The sequence below is a fragment of the Photobacterium iliopiscarium genome (assembly GCF_003026395.1).
In the GTDB taxonomy this organism is placed as follows: domain Bacteria; phylum Pseudomonadota; class Gammaproteobacteria; order Enterobacterales; family Vibrionaceae; genus Photobacterium; species Photobacterium iliopiscarium.
This window is the reverse complement of sequence record NZ_PYOO01000005.1, coordinates 316,591-335,458: the sequence shown is the minus strand read 5'-3', so window position 1 is coordinate 335,458 and position 18,868 is coordinate 316,591. Positions and strand designations below refer to the sequence as shown.

Sequence of the window (18,868 nt, the reverse complement as noted above, 5' to 3'; positions counted from 1 at the left end):
TAGAATCCTTGCAACGTGAATGAAGCCATACAGGTTCGGGGTAGCTCCCCATAAAGAAACCGAATATACGTGCACTTGCCAACACGCTTTCTCAAACTCTTGCATTACACGGGGAGTCCATATACGTGCCTCAACTTCCGAGATGACGGCTATTGGGCTGAGTAGATGCAAAACTCAACGATCGAGATGCTTTACAAAGAAACAAACGCAAAAACAAAAGACATCCATAATTTATCGCCAGTGATGATGGAAGCTGCCGCTTAATGTAAACACCTATAAAGATGTACAGTTTTACTTGATCACTTCAGACTGATTCATTAACCGTATCGAAACACTTAAACAAACGGGTAGTGGTTAAATATATCGTCTATTTTTCTGTGAAGTAATGCCTCATTATTATTTACTTTAGCGAAGGTACGCAAACCCGTTATTTGAATTTGCACGTAGCTTGCTAATTCTTCAGCATCTTTACTTGAATCTATAATTCCCTGCGCTTGGGCTTCTTTAATCAGCGTAGTAAATTCCAGTAAAATTTCGTTAAGACAATCTTTGGTCACATCGATTAGTTCTTGATTTTCCGACGTTAATTCTCCTATGGTTTTGGCAAGCATACAGACACCGTTTGGTGCATTAGTTTGGGTGTCGATAACTTGTGCTTTGACAAATGCCTTTAATACTTCGATAGGCGTGTCGAGCACATTTCTTAATGCTTCAATTTGCGTAAGCCCCATATTGGTATAGTTACGCAGTACTTCCTTGAATAATCCCTCTTTACTATTGAAAGCTGAATAAATACTTCCCGGTCGCATATCAATTTCGTCTTGCAGATTACGCATTGATGTCGCGTGAAAGCCTTTTTTCCAATATAAATTGGTGGCTTTTTTTATTACTTCTTGGCGGTCAAATTTTGCTGTCTTTGCCATAATATGATCTTGTAAATTTATATATGAACACTCGTTCAATTGTAGTGGTAGTGGGTGACTAGGTAAAGATTAATTTGCTTAGTTTTATGCCTGTTGATTAAAGGGAAATACAAAATTAGAAAAATAAATCATTTATAATCAGCATGATAAAGATAAAGTGGTTAGTGTTTTGAACGGTCGTTCAATTTATTGCTTGAACGATCGTTCAGCGTTCGTTATAGTTCAATTCATAGACAGGGAATATGGCATCTTTTTGTGGAGTATCACATAATATTTCCCTTTATTTTGAACAACGATTGGAGTCTTGAAAATGAGTAAATTTATTTTTCACACAGTAGAAACCGCGCCAGAAAAAAGTAAACCAATGCTAGAAGGTGCTGTGAAACAAATGGGCGCAGTACCTGGCTTATTTGCGGTAATGGCAGAGTCTCCAGAAACACTGAAAGCATACCAACAGCTTCACCAGATATTTATGAATTGCTCATTTGATGCAGAAGAGCTAACGGTTGTGTGGCAAACTATTAACGTAGAGCATGAGTGCACTTTCTGTGTACCAGCACATACTGCCATTGCGCACTCGATGAAAGTTGATCCTGCATTAACCGAAGCACTGCGTAATGAAGAGGCAATGCCAACAGAAAAACTACAAGCATTGCATGATTTCACGTTAGCGATGGTTCGTGAACGTGGTAACGTGTCTAACGAGCAAATGGATGCATTCTTTGCAGCAGGTTACGGCCAGCAGCAAGTACTTGAAATTATCCTAGGTCTATCGCAAAAAGTGATCAGTAACTACACCAATCATGTAGCTAAAACACCTGTAGGCCCTATGTTTGAACAGTTTGCTTGGACTAAAAAACGTAATTAATCTAGCTTACTTTTTCCAATAATGAGTTAGCCGTTTAGCTAACTCATTAATGATATTCGTTCACACAACCATTACTAATTTGTGAGTGGTATTTTCAAGTTCTAATTGCGATAAATATCAACTTGTGGTTGTATGAAAAGTCATAAATTCACGCAATGTGGCAATAGGAGTGGTGATATGAGTATCGAAAAAGCAATACTGGCTGGTGGGTGTTTTTGGGGTATGCAAGATCTTATTCGTCGTCAGCAGGGCGTGATCGCAACGCAGGTCGGTTATACGGGCGGTGATGTTGATAATGCTACCTATCGCAATCATGGAACTCATGCTGAAGCGATTGAGATTATCTTTGATACCACACAGACTAATTTTACTAAAATCCTCGCTTATTTCTTTCAAATACACGATCCATCGACCGAAAATCGTCAAGGTAATGATCTTGGCTCATCTTATCGCTCAGCTATTTTTTATACCTCTAATGAGCAAAAAACCATTGCTGAAGATTTGATTAAACGGATGGATGCTTCTGGTGTATGGCCTGCACCAATCGTGACGGAAATTGTGCCTGCCGGTGATTTTTGGCATGCCGAGTCTGAACATCAAGATTATTTGTTGCATCAACCTAATGGTTATACCTGCCATTTTCCTCGTCCAGATTGGGTGTTGCCTGAGTAATCGTAGTATAAATAAGTGTCATTATGTGATTGAAATAATGACGCTTATTTAGAGTGATTTTTCATAATTGAGTAATGGCACACATACTGCGACAGAGAAATACACTTTAATAGTGGCTTTATTTTACTCTGGAAAGTCACCATGAACGAAAAAGACAAAATGCTAGCTGGCCTTGCTTATAACGCGGGTGATGAACAACTCTTTGCTGATCGAATGCATGCTAAATCTGTCTGTCATCGCTTTAATATCGCTGATCCTACTCAGCTTGAAGCGCAGATGGCGATATTAAAAGCGTTACTTATCATCAAAGATCGAGCTCACATTGAGCCGAATTTCTTCTGCGATTATGGCTATAACATTGAAGTTGGCAGTAATTTTTATTCAAATCATAATTTAACTATTCTTGATGTCTGCAAAGTGACGATTGGCAATAATGTACTGATTGGTCCCCATGTGATGATTTCAACCGCCACGCATCCTTTAGATCCTATTGAACGTCAACATCAAGAATATGGCGCGAATGTCAGCATTGGTCATAATGTTTGGATTGGTGGCAATGTGTCGATATTACCAGGGGTGACTATTGGTGATAATTGCGTGATAGGGGCAGGCAGTGTGGTAACGCGTGATATTGCTATTAATAGTGTAGCGGTTGGGAATCCTTGTCGAGTAACAAAAATACTTGAAACTCAGTCAATCTCTGTATAAAGATATGAGCTTAATGCGATAAATGTTTAATTAAATATGGGTTAAACATTTATTGATATTTAATTATCATGGAGAGAGATAAGTTATGTCGGGTATTACAGAGTTAAGTGAATTGTTAGCCTCAATGAAACCTATTCTAGTCGAGTCAGAGTTTGTTTTCTGTACGGTTACAGGTGAGCTAAAAGAGTATGTTGATTTGCAGCCAAAAGCTACGTTTATAGAAGCGGAAGGGCTAACGCTGATCCTTGAAAAAAAGGTAGCAGAGAAGGCACAATTAGCGTTTAGTGGCTCTTTTCGTCAAATTACATTAACGGTTCATTCAAGTTTAGAGGCGGTAGGGCTAACTGCTGCGGTGTCGGCGAAGTTAGCCGAGCATAATATTAGCGCGAATGTAGTTGCTGCTTATTACCATGATCATATTTTTGTTCAGGCGACGAAAGCAGATGCGGCAATGATTGCATTACAGTCATTTAATGTTTAGTTTTTAGTTCTATTAATACAGCTCTTGAGCGTTAGTCCGAGATTGTCTACAATAGCGCACTTTTTATTTTCAACAGGCACCATCATGACCGATACTACATCACGACCAACTTTACCTGATCACCTTGCTGGTAATCCTCGTAGCCCATTCTTCTTAGAAGCTGCTTTTGAATTCGAAATTGGCATTCTACTTAACGGCAAAGAGCGTTTTGATGTTGAAGAATACTGCATCAGTGAAGGTTGGGTAAAAGTACCGTCACCTAAAGCATTAGATCGTCGCGGTAACCCAATGCTTATTACGCTAAAAGGCACTGTTGAAGCTTTTTATAAGTAATAGCGTCACTGAGTTAATGGTCAACCGTTAACTGCATTACTATCATTGTTTGCCGTTTAGGTAGCAATCGATATGATGATCTTAGGGTCTAATAATGATTAGGCCCTATTTGATCAATAAAAAAGCTACTGTATTCCTTCCTTATTTTACATCCTGTTAGTATTTAAAATTGTCTTGTTATTAAAAATACATTGCAGCTGATTTATCGCGATTAGTTTGCTATTGGTTATTATTCATATTTACTTAGAGGGTAATAAATGAAATAGTAATAAAGTATTTAAATATTCGCTAAAATGGAGTTAAGCATGAATATATATAAGATACTTGATGATCTTGGGATTGATTATAAAAAGTTTCAGCATCCTGCGGTGTTCAATTGTGAGCAAGCGCACTTATTAGCGTTAGATATTGATGGTGCAGCAACCAAAAATCTGTTTATTAAAAATAAGAAAGCTAATCGTCATTTCTTAATTATTATGATGGACGATAAAACCGTTGATTTTAAAAGACTAAGCCAAATATTGAACGTTTCAGGTTTAAGTTTCGCATCCAGTAACCGCTTAGAAAAATACTTAGGCACCAGTGCTGGCTCTGTTTCTATTTTGGATATTGTTAAAGATACACAAGCAGCGGTTGAATTAATTATTGATAAAAGTATATTTAATTATTTAGCTATACAGTGTCATCCCTTTACTAATACCGCAACATTAGAGATTCCGATAACGGGAATACAACAACTGTTAGCGCATTATCAACGTCAGTACACTGAAATAGAGATATAAAATCCACGAGCAGCATTTTATATTGAGCTAAGCTATTAGTATGTTCAATAAGGGATGATGTGATGAATATTTTTATTTTAGATCATGATATTGAAAAATGTGCTCAATATCATTGTGATCAGCATGTGGTTAAAATGATTTTAGAAAGCGTGCAGCTTTTATGTACGGCGCTTAATAAAAAAGGATTTACGACACCGTATAAATCAACCCATATGAATCATCCCTGCGTGCTTTGGGTTGAGCAATCTTATGATAATTTTCTCTGGTTAAAAGCATTAACGTTAGCATTAAATAAAGAATATAAATTTAGGTACAATAAAACAACTGATCATAAATCAATTGCGGTGTTGGTAGAGATTGAGCGTCATTCTTATGATGCAGTAGGATTAACACCATTTGCTCAGGCAATGCCAAATGATTATAAAGTAGAAGCGAATGCGATTGAGGCTTATCGTAATTTCTATCGTGGCGACAAAGCAGCCTTTGCTAAATGGACCAAACGATCCCCTCCAGAGTGGTTTTACGTAGCTTAATGTATAATTTAAGTATTATCGTTGCTGTAATCAACGTATTATGATCGCGTATTATTCTGATTTTATACGAAAATTAGCAAGGGTTAACGATGAATATAGATAAAGCGAAAAAGCGGATTGCAAAGCAGGTTAAAAAAGGCTTTAAAGGCTATCCTCAGCTTTCTTTAACCTATTGTGGTAAAACGGCAGATATTGCAACGGAAGTGATTGTTACATTTACACTGGCAGAAGGGGCTGAGCCTCAAGAACAAAAATTTGCGAGTGAAAATGATGTTCGAGAAGATGAAACGATTCAATCTGTTCTCGTTAAAATCATCGATCGCGCTGGTGCAAACAGTGTGCTTGAAACTGAAGGTGTTAAGATTATCTAATTCTTTATTGGGACTTCAATAAGAAAGTTATTTTTATTATTGAGTTCCAATTCTTATAAAATTCCAATTATTATAAAAGTACTTGAGATTTATATCTCAAGTATAACGTTATAGGCTGTATTTAATAGTATAAATACGAACGATATGCTATTAACGTTTTATTTTCAAATCAACATATTACCCTTCATTAATCTATTTTTTAATATAATAATCGCAATATCTGTTAGTTGTATTTGGTGTATCAGTTATTAAATTGCTATTTTAGTAATTTACCTTTTACGTTATTAAACATTGATAATAACCGTTGATGAGCAATAAGGTGTTGCTGAATAAATTGTCGGCATACGATAACTTGTTTAGTGTAATTCTCTGGTAGAGAGAGATTTAGTTCGTGTGCAATAGTTTGAGCGTGCTTAATTTCTTGTGTTGATGGCGGTGTTAACGCTTCAGGAATAGCTTTTAAAATAGAGGCATCTAATGCTTCAGAAAATCCTTGCCATGTCGCTAGATCGATAGTGACTTCATCTGTTAATGATAACAATGCTTCTTGCTGTTTTGAAACGGTAAAGTGATAAGTAATATTGCCAAGCTTAAATTCAATGATATTCATATTAATAATACAGTTACTTACAGTAAATACGTGCTAGTTGAGGTAGGGGAAATATAGGGTTAATTTTTTGTGGAACCTCTGCAATAGCAGCGAATAATGCCTTAGTAAAGACATAAACGACAAAAGCCCGCGCGGTAATGACAGTGCGGGCAATAGTTATTTGATATTTATGCTTCTAACGGTGCGCGCCAGTCATCAGCACCAGATGTGCCTGAAACCGTATGATCCCAGTTAATTTTACGGTAAGCCATTGAAACTTCAATAAGCTGAGTGAAATCAGCTTTGGTTGAATCTTGGCAATGTGGCATTTGATTGTCGATATTTACAATCGTTGCATCGGTTAACGTAGTTGTGAAGTAATGCTCTTGCTTACCTTCAACAGAAGTGCGGTACCACTTAAGCTCAACCGTTGGCAGCATTTCACCTGATGCCAATGCGTTATACATCAGTGGTACAGATTTGTTTAATGCCACAGTAAATTTAAAAGGTTTATGAACACGTTGGCCAGCAGGTTGACCTGATTGTGGATCAGTTGGCACGGTCACGACATGCTTAAACTCTTGCACTAGCATTTGGTCTTCGTGGCCTTCAACGTAAATGTTACCGACTGAATCAGCGGTAAATGAACCTGCGGTGATGTTGCCCTGAGTACGACCTTGGATAGAGATATAACAAGGAGTTGGCATTGTAATGTCCTTTATATTAATAAGTTAGAATGTATTTGTACTTAAAGCAGGATGCATGCCAAGATTTAATTTAATATAACTTATTGTTTTTAATGCTGTTTATTTTAAGTGGAAATAGCTGTGGGCGAGTTGTTGCTTATGCCGGGCCATTTATTGCTCAACGGGCAAGATGTTGCTCATATTGAGCAAGTTATTGCCTGAAATGGAGGTAAAGAAAAATATTCATTTAATTTCAATAGTTTGTGATTTTTACTGTTGGCTTGATAATTGCATAATATAGCTCGTTGTAGGTAGTACGAAATAACATATGTGCTTTGTCACAGCGTTTGATCTATTTTTACGGGGAGTAGTAACCATTGAGTACGATGGGATTTTATCAAGGTCGACAATTTACGTTTGTGGATGACGAAAGCACACTTAGAAATTCAACAAGATATCAATTGATTAGAGATGAGATTAATCGCCTTAATAATCCATCCTATGGAAAAATCGATTGGGATAAAATTAAGATGTTGTGTGAGGATCTTGCTCGCACTGACGGATTAAACTTTCTGACAACACTTTATTATACGACAGCATTAGTAAAAGAGAGTGGGATAGGTGGGCTTGCCAATGGGCTTGAACTTCAACTTGCTGCGCTGATGCACCTTTATAATAATAACGATGCCAATCTCATAAAATGTGCAGATCTCTATCGTTGGATGATTGCCAGATTAGGTGATGACTTACGTCGATTAGAACCTAAGCAGTCACAGTTAAAAGATCTTTATCGTTGTGAGCGTTGTTGTAAAGAAATTTATGAACTGTTTCTTGATGTCCATCCTCAACATGTTCCTGACTTAGAAGCCATTAGCTATGTGATTTTTGAACATGTCGATTATCTTGAAGGGAATATAAAGCCAATAGCGTTAGTTGAAGAAAAGCAGATGGATAAGGTGGATGATATTCCGCCTGAATTACCATCGCATAAGAACAAACACCGCATACGTCCATATTGGATATTTTGCTTCGGTTTACTAGTAGGATTATCAGTTTTTGTGATTAAAGGGTATTTAGAGTCCACAACGCCTAAGGTGGATCATCAAGAGTCGTTCCCTGCGTCTACCATGAATGAATCACCGAGTATTCCTTTATCTTTACGCCCAGCAAATGAGATACAAATAGAACCTAATCAAACGCATATTGCCGATATTCAAGAGCGGTTTGAGACACAATATCGACGTTTTAAGCTTACCAGAACCAATATTGCAAACTTACAACAAACAATGAGCCAAAGTAAAAACAATAAGATGGCCTCATTATCAAAAGATCTCAACGATTACGCGATTGGTTTATCACCCGTTTATGGAAGAATTAGTTATATTGAGCAACAAATAATTAATAAAAATCAGCCAGAAGTACAAAAAGAGCTTCAACAACTTGATAGTGAAATAAAAGGTTTAGCATTAAAATTTTCACAATTAGAAAGTCTAAGTAAAAATATTTAAAGACTATGAGCATTGTTTAATGAATGGATAAGAATAAGGAAGGTTGGGTTAAGTGATGTATAGAAAATATCTGAGTATATTAATAAGCACATGTGTATTAACAGCATGTAATGGAGAGATAACAGCTTCAGTAACCAGTAAAACGATACCAGCTGAAAAAATCAATCAAATAGAAGCGAAAGTAAAAAAGCTTTACCCTGATGCAGATACCAAACTTCAACATCAAATCGTGGCTGTTGCTGTTGAATCACTTGAAAGCATGGTGTTTATTAAGGGAGGGACTTTTATGATGGGTGCATTTAAAGCACCTTGTAACCCAATTTCTACGGATAGAATGGATTGGTCGCCAGATGCTAAGTGTAATACGACTATTTCCAATTTTAAAACGGGCTCTAACTTTATACATAAAGTGACCTTAAGTAACTATTCATTAGCAAATCATGAAACGACTTATCACGGTTTTGATGCATTTCAACGAGTCCATCATCGCGCCGTTGTAAAATCTGAAATGAGAGAAAAATATGATCTTCCTGACGATAAGTTTAAAGATTTAGCGGCACCGACTAAAGCATGGCAAGAGGCAAAGGATTATTGTTTATGGTTGGGTGAGTTAACAGATTATCCGATTGACTTACCCACAGAAGCACAATGGGAATATGCAGCTAGAAATCGTGGAAAGCATATTTACTATGGAACTAATAACGGTTACATCCAACGTAAAGGTGACCAGCATTTGGTTGATGGTAGTAGGTATGTAGACTACACAAAAGATGAATGGAATATTGGTAGCTCTATAGATTTAAATCAAATTAAATTGTATCCGCCAAATCCATTAGGTTTGTATGATATGGCTGGAAATGTAAAGGAATGGATGAATGACTGGTATAGCGAAGATTATTATCAACAGTCACCTGTACTCGATCCTCAAGGTCCATCGGCAGGGGTTAAAAAAGTCATGAGAGGAGGGGGATTAACAACATCTCGAGCAGGGCAAGCCATAGTCCAAGATGAATATATCTCACTCAACGGTTTTCGCTGCGCGGTACAGCAAGCCATACCTGTAAAATAGTATGCATTTAGTGCCGACAATAACCCTTGGTTATTATTGTCGGCAACGCTGTATTATGATTATAAATTATTACGTTTGAATTTTCGTTGTGGACTGGAGATAGTAAATGGTGTTTTAGGTACCATACCCATATTTTCTAAATAATTTAAGCTCGCTAACTGAGCGATCCATTGATTAAACTCTCTTTGTTGTGAGAAATCTAAAATATTGTTTATTCGCTGTAGGTTAGTTATAAGTGCAATGTCTGAGTTTTGTTTTTCTCCTATTTCATTCATATGTGCTAACACCTCAACAAACTTACGCCAAGAGCGAACAGCGCCTCCTAATAACAAATAAATTGCTTTTTCTTGTGACTCTTCAAAATTTAACCAATATGTATGCACCAAGGTATTGAGCATCATTCCTACCGTTTCAGGGGGAAGAACTTTTAAACTGACACCACTCAACACTTTGCGCTCTCTATCTAAAATCCGTTCTGTTAAACGTTTAGCTTCATCTGAGATGAATATTTCATCGCTTATCATTAATAGACGATCTTCCCACCATTGTCTAATACTTATAGTTCCTGCTTTAATATTCTCCTCAATTGTCTTTAAATTTATATTTGTAAAAGCGCTATAGGCGGCCTGATATAAATAATTATAGGAGTGGCTATCTATGTTTTTTATGACACGGCAACCAATGGTATCTATGGCTTCCCAAATAATTTTTGTTAATTCAAATAATTGTGAAAAGTCAATCGAGGTGCCAAAACCGCCGGAAGCTCCAGGTCCCCATACTAAACGCGCACAACAATGACACTCAAATTTACCACTTTCCGGATCAAAACGAAGCTGAAAATCAACCCCAGCACCAAGCCCGAACGCTACATTGCCCTCAGCTTTGATTTCAACTAAAGCTGAAAAATCAGTAGTACCCGTCTTTTGAGGTGTTAACCATTCCACGGATCCTTTTAATTGTCCGCCAGCTTGAGCGCCAGCGAATCCTTCGGCACTAACACCTATTTGCCCTGAAGGTTTTACTGCCATCGTAGGGTGAGGTGAGAAAATAACTCCCGTTCCCGCACTTTTCTCAGCCGTATTAGTCAGCATTGCTTTACCATTAACCATAGCGGTCACTAAACAACTTAATGTTAACGTTGCGCTACATCTAAAGTGACCAAGAGGGTATAAGGCAGACTTACCATTAGCATCAGTATAAGTAATGAGTGCGGAGTAACCTTTTTCATGTGGGAAGTAACTATTAAATGTAACCGCACCTTCCGCTAATGAAGCGGAAGACTCAGCTGCAAAGCCGAGATCAAATTTAGCTTGTTTAAGATTAAAATCACCTTTCACACTGGCTTGTGCTGCAAATCTTAGTAATTGCGCTTCCGCATTGACGGCATAAACCGTTTCGCCGTTGGCATCTTTAAATTCTTTATTTGCTTTCCATTCTTTGAGCTTATAACCAGGGACTTGCCAGCCTATTATTTTACCTTCGAATTGGCCGTCAATAGTGTTCTTAATACCATCTGTCATGCCATTTGTAATATCTGATGATATTGCCTTACCCATTTCTTTCCAATTGCCGCTAGAGACAGCTTGATTCAAGTGGGTATGGTTTTCTGAATGACGCCAAAAAGGTTTTTCTCGTGCCATAAAATCTTGGCGTATGTAAACCAATTTATTTTGTGAAACGATAAAGATTTCAATAATCCCTTGTTTTTTATTCGTTAGTGCTACATCTTTTGATGTGAAGTTTTTTGGATTAATACCTTGTTTTACTGAAGATTCATCAGTACTAGCCACTGCTTTTATATAGTATTCTTGCCGCTTCAGTTCTGTATTGATCTCTGAGATTAAAGCATCAACGAGTGTTATCTCTGTCGGTTCAAAAGTAATAACCGTCTTTATGATTTTTTTTCTTTCTTCTAGTTCATTTATTTTTGCTTGTGCCGTGTTCTTATTAATATCACTGCGCTTGATGCCTATTGTATTTACAAAAGGATCGTCTTCAGACGTTGGTTGTGCTTCAGTTTGCGTCTTAACGGGCAGAGCACCTGAAGATATAGCCATGTCATACCATTTTTGTCGCATGGCTTTATGCTCAGCAACAGCGGCAGAATCTTGATTTGCATTGTTTTCAGGCGCTTTTTGCAATATTTGCTCATATCCATCAATCAGTTGTTGAGTATATGAAATCTCTTCTTCAAGTAATTCTTGAGCATGCTTATCCAACAAAAAGTAATCTGTCGTTTTATTTCCTGTTTTGAATACAACATCGCACACTTCTATCCCTTTACAGGTAGGTCTTGCAATAGCACATCCACCTTCTGTTGGTCGATTCATATTTACAGGTTCAACAGGCTTTAGTTCTATTAAGCTTGGTTTTTCCTGATTCGGTAAGGTAATACTATCGTTGATGTTTATCAGATCTGGATTCGGTTGATATTGAGGGTTTATCTCCAAAAGCTCAACAAGGCTAATATTGTTTTTGATAGCAATACCTAACAGAGTGTCATTTGGCTTAACGGTGTATATGTTTGTCATAAGAAAATAATACCTGTTAGGATGCTAGAAATTTATTAATATTATCAATCTGTTGAACGCTGACAACCCACTGAAACTGAGGGCGTAATCTACCTTCCTGATGCTGCGGAGGAGAGAAGTGTTTCCAACCTTTATTCCACCAAAGCAAGTCATTGATACCGGAAAAAATGTTTCTTTTTTCTTCTTCGTTTAATACTGTAATTAATGCATTAAGAACACGAGGTTCGTAGAAACGAAATAAAGCTTCGCCATAAGAGGTATTCGCGGTTAGACGACCTCTAATTTGTTGAAGCAATTCATTCATAGTCAATGATGATGTTAAAAAACAACCGATGGGTGAGTGCTTTGAGTTGTCATATATCAATTGATAAAAATCAGGATTCATATCAGTTAATTGAAGAAGGATTGGCCCATCAGCAATAGATTGAAATGGTGATTCTTCAAAAATTTTGTTAAATATAGGATTATCTATTGCGTAGGTATAGCACCACTTAAAGATGTCAGGGCATAGTTGCGGTTCAATAATTGCGTATTGATAATAATTCAGTTCTATTGGTGTGAATGAATTTAGCTCCATTACTTTGGAGAATGAATCGGACATGCACCACCTCCACATGTACATAACTCTACAAATAAAGCTCCACTTTGAAGTACTGCTGAGTAGTTAATTAAAGAGGCGGGTGCTAATGCCACAGCCGCTTCAACCGCTCCGGGTAATAATGGTGAAATACCCGCATAGCCGGAGCCACTGCCTGCACTACCACCTGAATTGAGGTTAATTGCAGCTCCTGATATTGATACACCAGATGCATCAATTTTGATAAAGCTACCGCCTGCTTTAAGGGTTAACTCCGCACCGGCTTCAATGACAATTTTACTGCCTGCTTTTAAGTGCACTTCATTACCCGCATTGAGTAATAAGGCTTTACCTTGTTTCATGTGTAGGTTGCCATCAACGGTGAGGGTAGAGTCACCTTTAACATGCTGGCGGCTTTCACCATCAACCGTTAAATGATCATTCACTTTGATATGGCTAAAGCGTTCATTTTCTACATCAAGGTGTAAGTCATGTTTGATATTATCGGTACGGTCATTTTCAACTAAGACATTGACATCTTTTTGAGCTCGAACGTAGATTTCTTCTTTGCCAGCTTGGTCTTCAAAACGCAGTTCGTTATAGCCATCACCTTGGTGGGTTTCAGTGCGTAAAACAGTGCGGGTCTTATGAGCAGGTAATTCATAAGGAGGCTGATTGGTGGCGTGATAAGTACGGCCTGTGATGATCGGTTGATCAGGATCACCTTCTAAAAAACTGACAATGACTTCATGGCCTACACGAGGCAGGGCAACCATACCATATTGGCTACCCGCCCAACCTTGTGAAACTCGCACCCAACAGCTGGCGTTATCATCGTTGTTACTGTAACGATCCCAAGGAAATTGAAGTTTGACTCGCCCAAATTCATCACAATAAATTTCTTCACCCTCAGGCCCAACAACCATCGCGATTTGTGGGCCATCAACGGTGGGTTTGGCATTAAACGGCGGACGCCAAGGACGATGAGCGGCAATGACAACAAACTCATTATTATAGGTTGTTGCGCCTTTGCCGCCGGCTTCTTCTAATGCTTGGGGTTGAGTACCAACATGGGTGACGGCAATGATCAACCAGTCACGGTTACAACTGTCATCATCATGCTCTTGCAGCGTAAACTTTACGCCGGGAAGAATAGTGGGCACATTACTTTTAGCATTCGCGGTTTGGGCATCGCGTCGAAGTGATTCAATTCGAAACTGCACAAAGGGCTTACCACTGGCATCATCTTTATAACGACCTGGGTAATCATAGTGCTCATACGTGGCTTGTTGATAATCTGCTTCTTTAGCTGCTGATGTTTGCAAAAAACTATAAGCCGGCTTTTTAAAGCTGTAGTCTTTTAGCTGAGCGGATGATGAGCAAATTTGAGTGTTACGCGCAAAAGTTCGAATAAAAGGCACGTTACTGCTACCACCACTGCGGCTGTTGTAAACCAGAGGCTCAACGAGACTGACAGCATGTTGAGTATCATCACTAAAAATGAGGGTGTTTTTGTTATTGTCGTGATTGAAGTAATAAAAAATCCCTTTTTCTGCGGCAATTCTCTCGATAAAGGCTAAATCACTTTCACGGTATTGTACGCAATATTCACGTTGTACCAATTGGCGGCTGATTGCAAAACTATAATCATTAATCCCCATTTCTTGCAGCAAGATAGAGATAATTTCAGGCACCGTTTGTGTTTGGAAAATACGGCTATTTTGACGCAAGGCTAACCGCGCCAAAGGTGGCACAAATTCAACTTGATAGATTGTATGGCTGTGGCCGGTATCGCCTTGAGAAAATTGGCGCACAATACCATGCCATTGCTGTTGTAATTCACCGTGCTGCCAAACCGTCAATTTTGCATTGCGATCAATGGTTTCAAGCGGCGTTAAACTTGAGTTGCGGCTGGCTAAATCGATCGTAAAAGAAAAAGGCAAAGACAACGTATCGTTACCTTTAAATTCAGTCACAGCAAATGTTGACGCGTCAAGCCCTTCAACGGTAAAGGTAAATTGTAATCCTGTTTGTTGTGCCATGATATTGCCTCAATTAAGCCTGTGCTAAAGCGATCAAAAAATGCCTTAGCAAAGACATAAACGCTAAAAGCCCGCACTGGATAACAGTGCGGGCAATAGTTATGTGATACTTACGCTTCTAACGGTGCGCGCCAGTCATCAGCACCCGATGTGCCAGAAACTGTGTGATCCCAATTAATTTTGCGGTAAGCCATTGAGATTTCAATAAGTTGAGTGAAATCAGCTTTGGTTGAATCTTGGCAATGTGGCATTTGATTGTCGATATTTACAATCGTTGCATCGGTTAACGTCGTTGTGAAGTAATGCTCTTGCTTACCTTCAACAGAGGTGCGGTACCACTTAAGTTCAACCGTTGGCAGCATTTCACCTGATGCCAATGCGTTGTACATCAACGGAACAGATTTGTTTAATGCCACAGTAAATTTAAAAGGTTTATGAACACGTTGACCAGCAGGTTGACCTGACTGTGGGTCAGTTGGCACGGTTACGGTATGCTTAAATTCTTGCACCAGCATTTGGTCTTCATGGCCTTCAACGTAAATGTTACCAACAGAATTAGCAGTGAATGCATCTGCGGTGATGTTGCCCTGAGTACGACCTTGGATAGAGATATAACATGGAGTTGGCATTGTAATGTCCTTATATGCTAAAAAACAAATTGAATATCTGATGTATAAGCATTAAGTGTGCCATGTTGTTTTTATTTTTTAACTGATTGTTTTACATTGTTTTAATTTAAATATTGCAGTGTTTTGATTTTTTCTGGGCAAGAAGTTGCTTGAGGTGGGCAATAACTTGCTCGTTAGGCAAGTTATTGCTCATTTAAATGAACCAAATATTTGAAAGTATAAAAAAGTCACTATCAACACTGTTCGAAGCCATTGATAGTGATAGATGAGAGCAATATCTAATTTAGCCATTAATGTGCACGTTATTTCCTATTTTGATGCTGTTTCCCATATTTGCTGGTTTAGCTGTGTTGGTACTAAGACTAACAGCATGTGAGCTTGGAGTAAGAAAACAACTACCGCACCCTGTATTGACAAGATCACCGACGCGAGCAAAATTAACGCCATTAACATTGGCTGCTCGAGGTGATTGAGCCACTATTGGGCCCTGGCCTTTGCAATTTTTTTGACCACACATACAGGTTGCGGTATCGCCAACGAGTGCAATTGGCTGCCCATTTATCATGACATTTGAGTTACCTGATATTACCGCTCCACCCGTTGATGTTTTACTGCCTAATGTGATGACATCATTCATTTAATTACTGTTCCTAAGTTATAAAGATAATTATCGTAACACATTAAAAATAGGGGCAATAATTTGCCCACTTAGCAATGATATTTTTCAATGTTGCAATTTGTTATGGCTTGTGGGTATTAAATATTATTTTGATGTAAATTCATTTTTGTGATCTTGCTCTAGTGATTTTGTTTTTTACTTTTTTTTATCTTTTTAAAATCAATATGTTGAGTAATTTTGGCTGTAGAGGGTGTTAATGAGGTAAGCCTGTGGGGAATTTTCTTTAACATTATGTAAAATAAATGATATTTGATTTAAATGCGTTTTTTTTGATTTTTTTATATTCATATTTCGAATGTATTTATTCTAACTGATACTTGAATCATTATGATATTAGATGTCTAATCCACTCATTCCTTATGCACATAAGGTTATTATCATGCAATTTCAAATGGCTAAGTTTGATTTGAAAAATAAATATAACAGGGAAAAAATATGTCGAAAGAAGGCAGCGTAGCACCAAAAGAGCGTATTAATATTAAATATGTTCCTCATTCTGGTGAGACACAATCGGAAGTTGAATTGCCATTAAAAACGTTAGTGATTGGTGAATTCAAAGGTCATGCTGAAGATACTGCAATTGAAGATCGTAAAACGGTCTCAATTGATAAAAATAATTTTGAATCAGTTATGCGTGAAAGTAGTTTAATGCTGACGACAGCCGTTAAAAATAAATTATCTGATGATGATTCCGATTTATCTATTTCACTTTCTATTAAAGGATTAGATGATTTTTCCCCTGATGCAATTAGTCAGCAAGTCCCTGAATTAAAAAAATTAATTGAGTTAAGAGAAGCATTAGTTGCTTTAAAAGGTCCACTTGGAAATATTCCAGCATTTCGTTCTCGACTTCAAGAACTTATTGAGTCTCAAGAGTCTCGTGAAAAGTTATTAGGTGAGCTGAAAATTGTCAGTGGAGAAGCAGAAAAGTAATCCTTTCTGTTGCTAACATTCTTTTAAGGGATCGATAAATGTCTGTACAAAAAACTGTTGAATCATCAAGTGCAACTCAAAGTAGTTTACTTGATGAAATTATGCTTCAAACTCGTATGGTACCGAGTGATGATGGCTACGATATTGCAAAGAAAGGCGTTGCTGCTTTTATAGAAAATCTATTAGGTAGCGAGTATGGTGTTGATCAAGTTAATAAAGCGCTTGTTGATCAAATGCTCGTTGAACTTGATAGTAAAATCAGTGCTCAAATGGATGAGATTTTGCATAACGAGTCAGTTCAGAAAATTGAATCTGCGTGGCGTGGTGTGAAAATGCTCGTTGACCGTACTGATTTCCGTGAAAATAACAAGATTGAATTATTAAATGTAACCAAAGAAGAATTACTAGACGACTTTGAGTTTGCGCCAGAAACCGCTCAATCTGGTTTATACAAGCATGTATATTCTTCTGGTTATGGTCAATTTGGTGGTGAGCCTGTTGGTGCAATCATCGGTAACTATGCTTTTACTCCATCATCTCCAGATATTAAATTATTACAATATGTGGGTGCTGTTGGTGCTATGGCCCATGCTCCTTTTATTTCAGGTGTTGCACCTGAGTTTTTTGGTATCGAATCTTTCGAAGAATTACCAAATATTAAAGACTTAAAAGCAACATTTGATAGTCCTCGTTATATTAAGTGGCGCCAATTACGTGATTCTGACGATGCGCGTTATCTCGCACTAACCGCTCCTCGTTTTTTGTTACGTACACCATATGATCCTAATAATAACCCAGCAAAAACATTTAACTACCGTGAAAATGTTAGTGATTCCCATGATAATTATTTATGGGGTAATACATCATTTGCATTGGCTTCTCGTTTAACTGATAGCTTTGCCCAGTACCGTTGGTGTCCAAATATTATTGGTCCTCAAAGTGGCGGTGCAGTAGAAAATCTTCCTGTTCATTTATATGAATCTTTAGGTGAGCTGCAAGCTAAGATCCCAACAGAAGTATTGATCAGTGATCGTAAAGAGTTTGAACTAGCGGAAGAAGGCTTCATTGCATTAACTATGCGTAAAGGTAGTGATAATGCTGCATTTTTCTCTGCTAATTCAATTCAAAAACCAAAAGCGTTCCCAAATACAAAAGAGGGACGTGAAGCTGAAATGAACTTTAAGTTAGGTACTCAACTACCTTATACGATGATCATTAACCGTCTCGCACATTATGTAAAAGTGCTGCAACGTGAACAAATTGGTTCTTGGAAAGAGCGTCAAGATCTTGAGCGTGAATTGAATACTTGGATCAAGCAATTTGTTGCCGATCAAGAAAATCCACCGGCTGATGTTCGTAGCCGTCGCCCATTACGTGCGGCAAAAATTGAAGTACTCGATGTTGAAGGCGATCCCGGTTGGTACCAAGTTGCATTATCTGTACGGCCTCACTTTAAATATATGGGAGCAAATTTTGAGTTATCGCTGGTTGGTCGTTTAGATCAAGAATAACTGAATGTCTTATATTGAGCTAGCAGATAGGGCTTATGGTGTCAGTCTCTTTGAACGATTAGAGACTGATGCACCTCAAATGACAATGACGAAAGCTCCTGACACGAAGCAAATATTAGATTCAATTAAACGAAATGTGGCGCAATTGCTTAACAGCCGACTTGGTGAAGCAATGAGTGCGCCACAGTTAGGTTTGATTGATTTTAATGATGCAGCATTGGGAACACATGATTTAGCATTTCAGATTAAATCAGCCATTCAGCGTTGTCTTGAGTGTTATGAGCCGCGATTAAAACAGATTGATATCCGATATGTACCTGATAATGGAAGTCCGTTAAATATTTTTTTCCATATCACAGCAAGCATAAATTCTAGTGCGCTGCATGAATCAGTACGTATTGATTTGCTATTGGATAACTGTCGTAAATACCGAGTAATTTGAC

Annotated in this window: 21 protein-coding genes; 13 read left to right on the top strand and 8 right to left on the bottom strand. The window is 37.9% G+C overall.

The features are described from left to right. Positions 1 to 335: 335 nt before the first annotated feature. Entirely contained in the window at positions 336 to 923 is a 588-nt protein-coding gene (locus tag C9J51_RS10920) for a TetR/AcrR family transcriptional regulator (protein WP_107275060.1), read from the bottom strand. A gap of 310 nt (positions 924 to 1,233) precedes the next feature. On the opposite strand from C9J51_RS10920, the gene C9J51_RS10915 reads away from it, so the two are divergent. From C9J51_RS10915 to C9J51_RS10880, 8 genes are all read left to right on the top strand, one after another. Beyond that, on the top strand, positions 1,234 to 1,791 hold the full coding sequence (locus C9J51_RS10915; RefSeq protein ID WP_045040945.1) for a carboxymuconolactone decarboxylase family protein: 558 nt from the start codon (positions 1,234 to 1,236) through the stop codon (positions 1,789 to 1,791). A 177-nt stretch (positions 1,792 to 1,968) separates the two neighbouring features. Then, positions 1,969 to 2,463 carry a peptide-methionine (S)-S-oxide reductase MsrA gene (msrA, locus tag C9J51_RS10910; protein WP_045040946.1) on the top strand — a complete coding sequence of 165 codons (495 nt, stop codon included), beginning with the start codon at positions 1,969 to 1,971 and terminating at the stop codon, positions 2,461 to 2,463. A 141-nt stretch (positions 2,464 to 2,604) separates the two neighbouring features. Continuing rightward, positions 2,605 to 3,171, top strand: coding sequence for a sugar O-acetyltransferase (locus C9J51_RS10905; RefSeq protein ID WP_045040947.1), 567 nt, complete (start codon positions 2,605 to 2,607; stop codon positions 3,169 to 3,171). 85 nt (positions 3,172 to 3,256) lie between these two features. Continuing rightward, positions 3,257 to 3,652, top strand: coding sequence for an ACT domain-containing protein (locus C9J51_RS10900; RefSeq protein WP_045038857.1), 396 nt, complete (start codon positions 3,257 to 3,259; stop codon positions 3,650 to 3,652). 84 nt (positions 3,653 to 3,736) lie between these two features. Further along, the gene (locus C9J51_RS10895) at positions 3,737 to 3,985 is read left to right on the top strand and encodes a DUF3297 family protein (RefSeq protein ID WP_045038858.1); all 249 of its coding nucleotides are present in this window, start codon (positions 3,737 to 3,739) and stop codon (positions 3,983 to 3,985) included. A gap of 305 nt (positions 3,986 to 4,290) precedes the next feature. After that, positions 4,291 to 4,767 carry a prolyl-tRNA synthetase associated domain-containing protein gene (locus C9J51_RS10890; RefSeq protein WP_045040948.1) on the top strand — a complete coding sequence of 159 codons (477 nt, stop codon included), beginning with the start codon at positions 4,291 to 4,293 and terminating at the stop codon, positions 4,765 to 4,767. Between the two features lie 62 nt (positions 4,768 to 4,829). After that, positions 4,830 to 5,300 carry a pyrimidine dimer DNA glycosylase/endonuclease V gene (locus C9J51_RS10885; RefSeq protein WP_045040949.1) on the top strand — a complete coding sequence of 157 codons (471 nt, stop codon included), beginning with the start codon at positions 4,830 to 4,832 and terminating at the stop codon, positions 5,298 to 5,300. Positions 5,301 to 5,389: 89 nt separating this feature from the next. Then, the gene (locus C9J51_RS10880) at positions 5,390 to 5,671 is read left to right on the top strand and encodes a hypothetical protein (RefSeq protein WP_045038860.1); all 282 of its coding nucleotides are present in this window, start codon (positions 5,390 to 5,392) and stop codon (positions 5,669 to 5,671) included. A gap of 256 nt (positions 5,672 to 5,927) precedes the next feature. Here C9J51_RS10880 and C9J51_RS10875 read toward each other — a convergent pair whose 3' ends face one another. Both C9J51_RS10875 and C9J51_RS10870 read right to left on the bottom strand, forming a co-directional pair. After that, entirely contained in the window at positions 5,928 to 6,281 is a 354-nt protein-coding gene (locus C9J51_RS10875; RefSeq protein ID WP_045038861.1) for a hypothetical protein, read from the bottom strand. Between the two features lie 167 nt (positions 6,282 to 6,448). After that, positions 6,449 to 6,967 carry an Hcp family type VI secretion system effector gene (locus tag C9J51_RS10870; protein ID WP_045038862.1) on the bottom strand — a complete coding sequence of 173 codons (519 nt, stop codon included), beginning with the start codon at positions 6,965 to 6,967 and terminating at the stop codon, positions 6,449 to 6,451. A gap of 365 nt (positions 6,968 to 7,332) precedes the next feature. Here C9J51_RS10870 and C9J51_RS10865 point away from each other — a divergent pair, with 365 nt between their 5' ends. Both C9J51_RS10865 and C9J51_RS10860 read left to right on the top strand, forming a co-directional pair. After that, positions 7,333 to 8,454 (top strand): type VI secretion system ImpA family N-terminal domain-containing protein, encoded by a 1,122-nt coding sequence (locus tag C9J51_RS10865; RefSeq protein ID WP_045038863.1) that lies wholly within the window; start codon positions 7,333 to 7,335, stop codon positions 8,452 to 8,454. Positions 8,455 to 8,509: 55 nt separating this feature from the next. Beyond that, positions 8,510 to 9,523: a formylglycine-generating enzyme family protein gene (locus C9J51_RS10860; RefSeq protein ID WP_107275057.1), complete on the top strand. Its 1,014-nt coding sequence runs from the start codon at positions 8,510 to 8,512 to the stop codon at positions 9,521 to 9,523. Positions 9,524 to 9,582: 59 nt separating this feature from the next. On the opposite strand, the gene C9J51_RS10855 is transcribed toward C9J51_RS10860, so the two are convergent. The 5 genes from C9J51_RS10855 to C9J51_RS10835 all read right to left on the bottom strand — a co-directional run bounded on the left by C9J51_RS10855 (position 9,583) and on the right by C9J51_RS10835 (position 15,939). Then, on the bottom strand, positions 9,583 to 12,054 hold the full coding sequence (locus C9J51_RS10855) for a LysM peptidoglycan-binding domain-containing protein (RefSeq protein WP_107275052.1): 2,472 nt from the start codon (positions 12,052 to 12,054) through the stop codon (positions 9,583 to 9,585). Positions 12,055 to 12,070: 16 nt separating this feature from the next. Further along, positions 12,071 to 12,655 (bottom strand): DUF4123 domain-containing protein, encoded by a 585-nt coding sequence (locus tag C9J51_RS10850; RefSeq protein WP_164838183.1) that lies wholly within the window; start codon positions 12,653 to 12,655, stop codon positions 12,071 to 12,073. After that, positions 12,631 to 14,673, bottom strand: coding sequence for a type VI secretion system Vgr family protein (locus tag C9J51_RS10845; protein WP_107275045.1), 2,043 nt, complete (start codon positions 14,671 to 14,673; stop codon positions 12,631 to 12,633). Before C9J51_RS10845 ends, C9J51_RS10850 begins: the two co-directional genes overlap by 25 nt. A gap of 110 nt (positions 14,674 to 14,783) precedes the next feature. Then, complete coding sequence (locus C9J51_RS10840) at positions 14,784 to 15,302, bottom strand: Hcp family type VI secretion system effector (protein WP_080156474.1); 519 nt, start codon at positions 15,300 to 15,302, stop codon at positions 14,784 to 14,786. 283 nt (positions 15,303 to 15,585) lie between these two features. Then, positions 15,586 to 15,939: a PAAR domain-containing protein gene (locus C9J51_RS10835; RefSeq protein ID WP_045038341.1), complete on the bottom strand. Its 354-nt coding sequence runs from the start codon at positions 15,937 to 15,939 to the stop codon at positions 15,586 to 15,588. A 477-nt stretch (positions 15,940 to 16,416) separates the two neighbouring features. On the opposite strand from C9J51_RS10835, the gene tssB reads away from it, so the two are divergent. From tssB to tssE, 3 genes are read left to right on the top strand one after another with little or no spacing between them, the layout of a single operon-like run. After that, entirely contained in the window at positions 16,417 to 16,914 is a 498-nt protein-coding gene (gene tssB, locus C9J51_RS10830) for a type VI secretion system contractile sheath small subunit (protein WP_045038342.1), read from the top strand. 38 nt (positions 16,915 to 16,952) lie between these two features. Continuing rightward, the gene (tssC, locus tag C9J51_RS10825; RefSeq protein WP_045038343.1) at positions 16,953 to 18,425 is read left to right on the top strand and encodes a type VI secretion system contractile sheath large subunit; all 1,473 of its coding nucleotides are present in this window, start codon (positions 16,953 to 16,955) and stop codon (positions 18,423 to 18,425) included. A 4-nt stretch (positions 18,426 to 18,429) separates the two neighbouring features. Next, positions 18,430 to 18,867 carry a type VI secretion system baseplate subunit TssE gene (tssE, locus tag C9J51_RS10820; protein ID WP_045038344.1) on the top strand — a complete coding sequence of 146 codons (438 nt, stop codon included), beginning with the start codon at positions 18,430 to 18,432 and terminating at the stop codon, positions 18,865 to 18,867. Position 18,868: the final 1 nt, after the last annotated feature.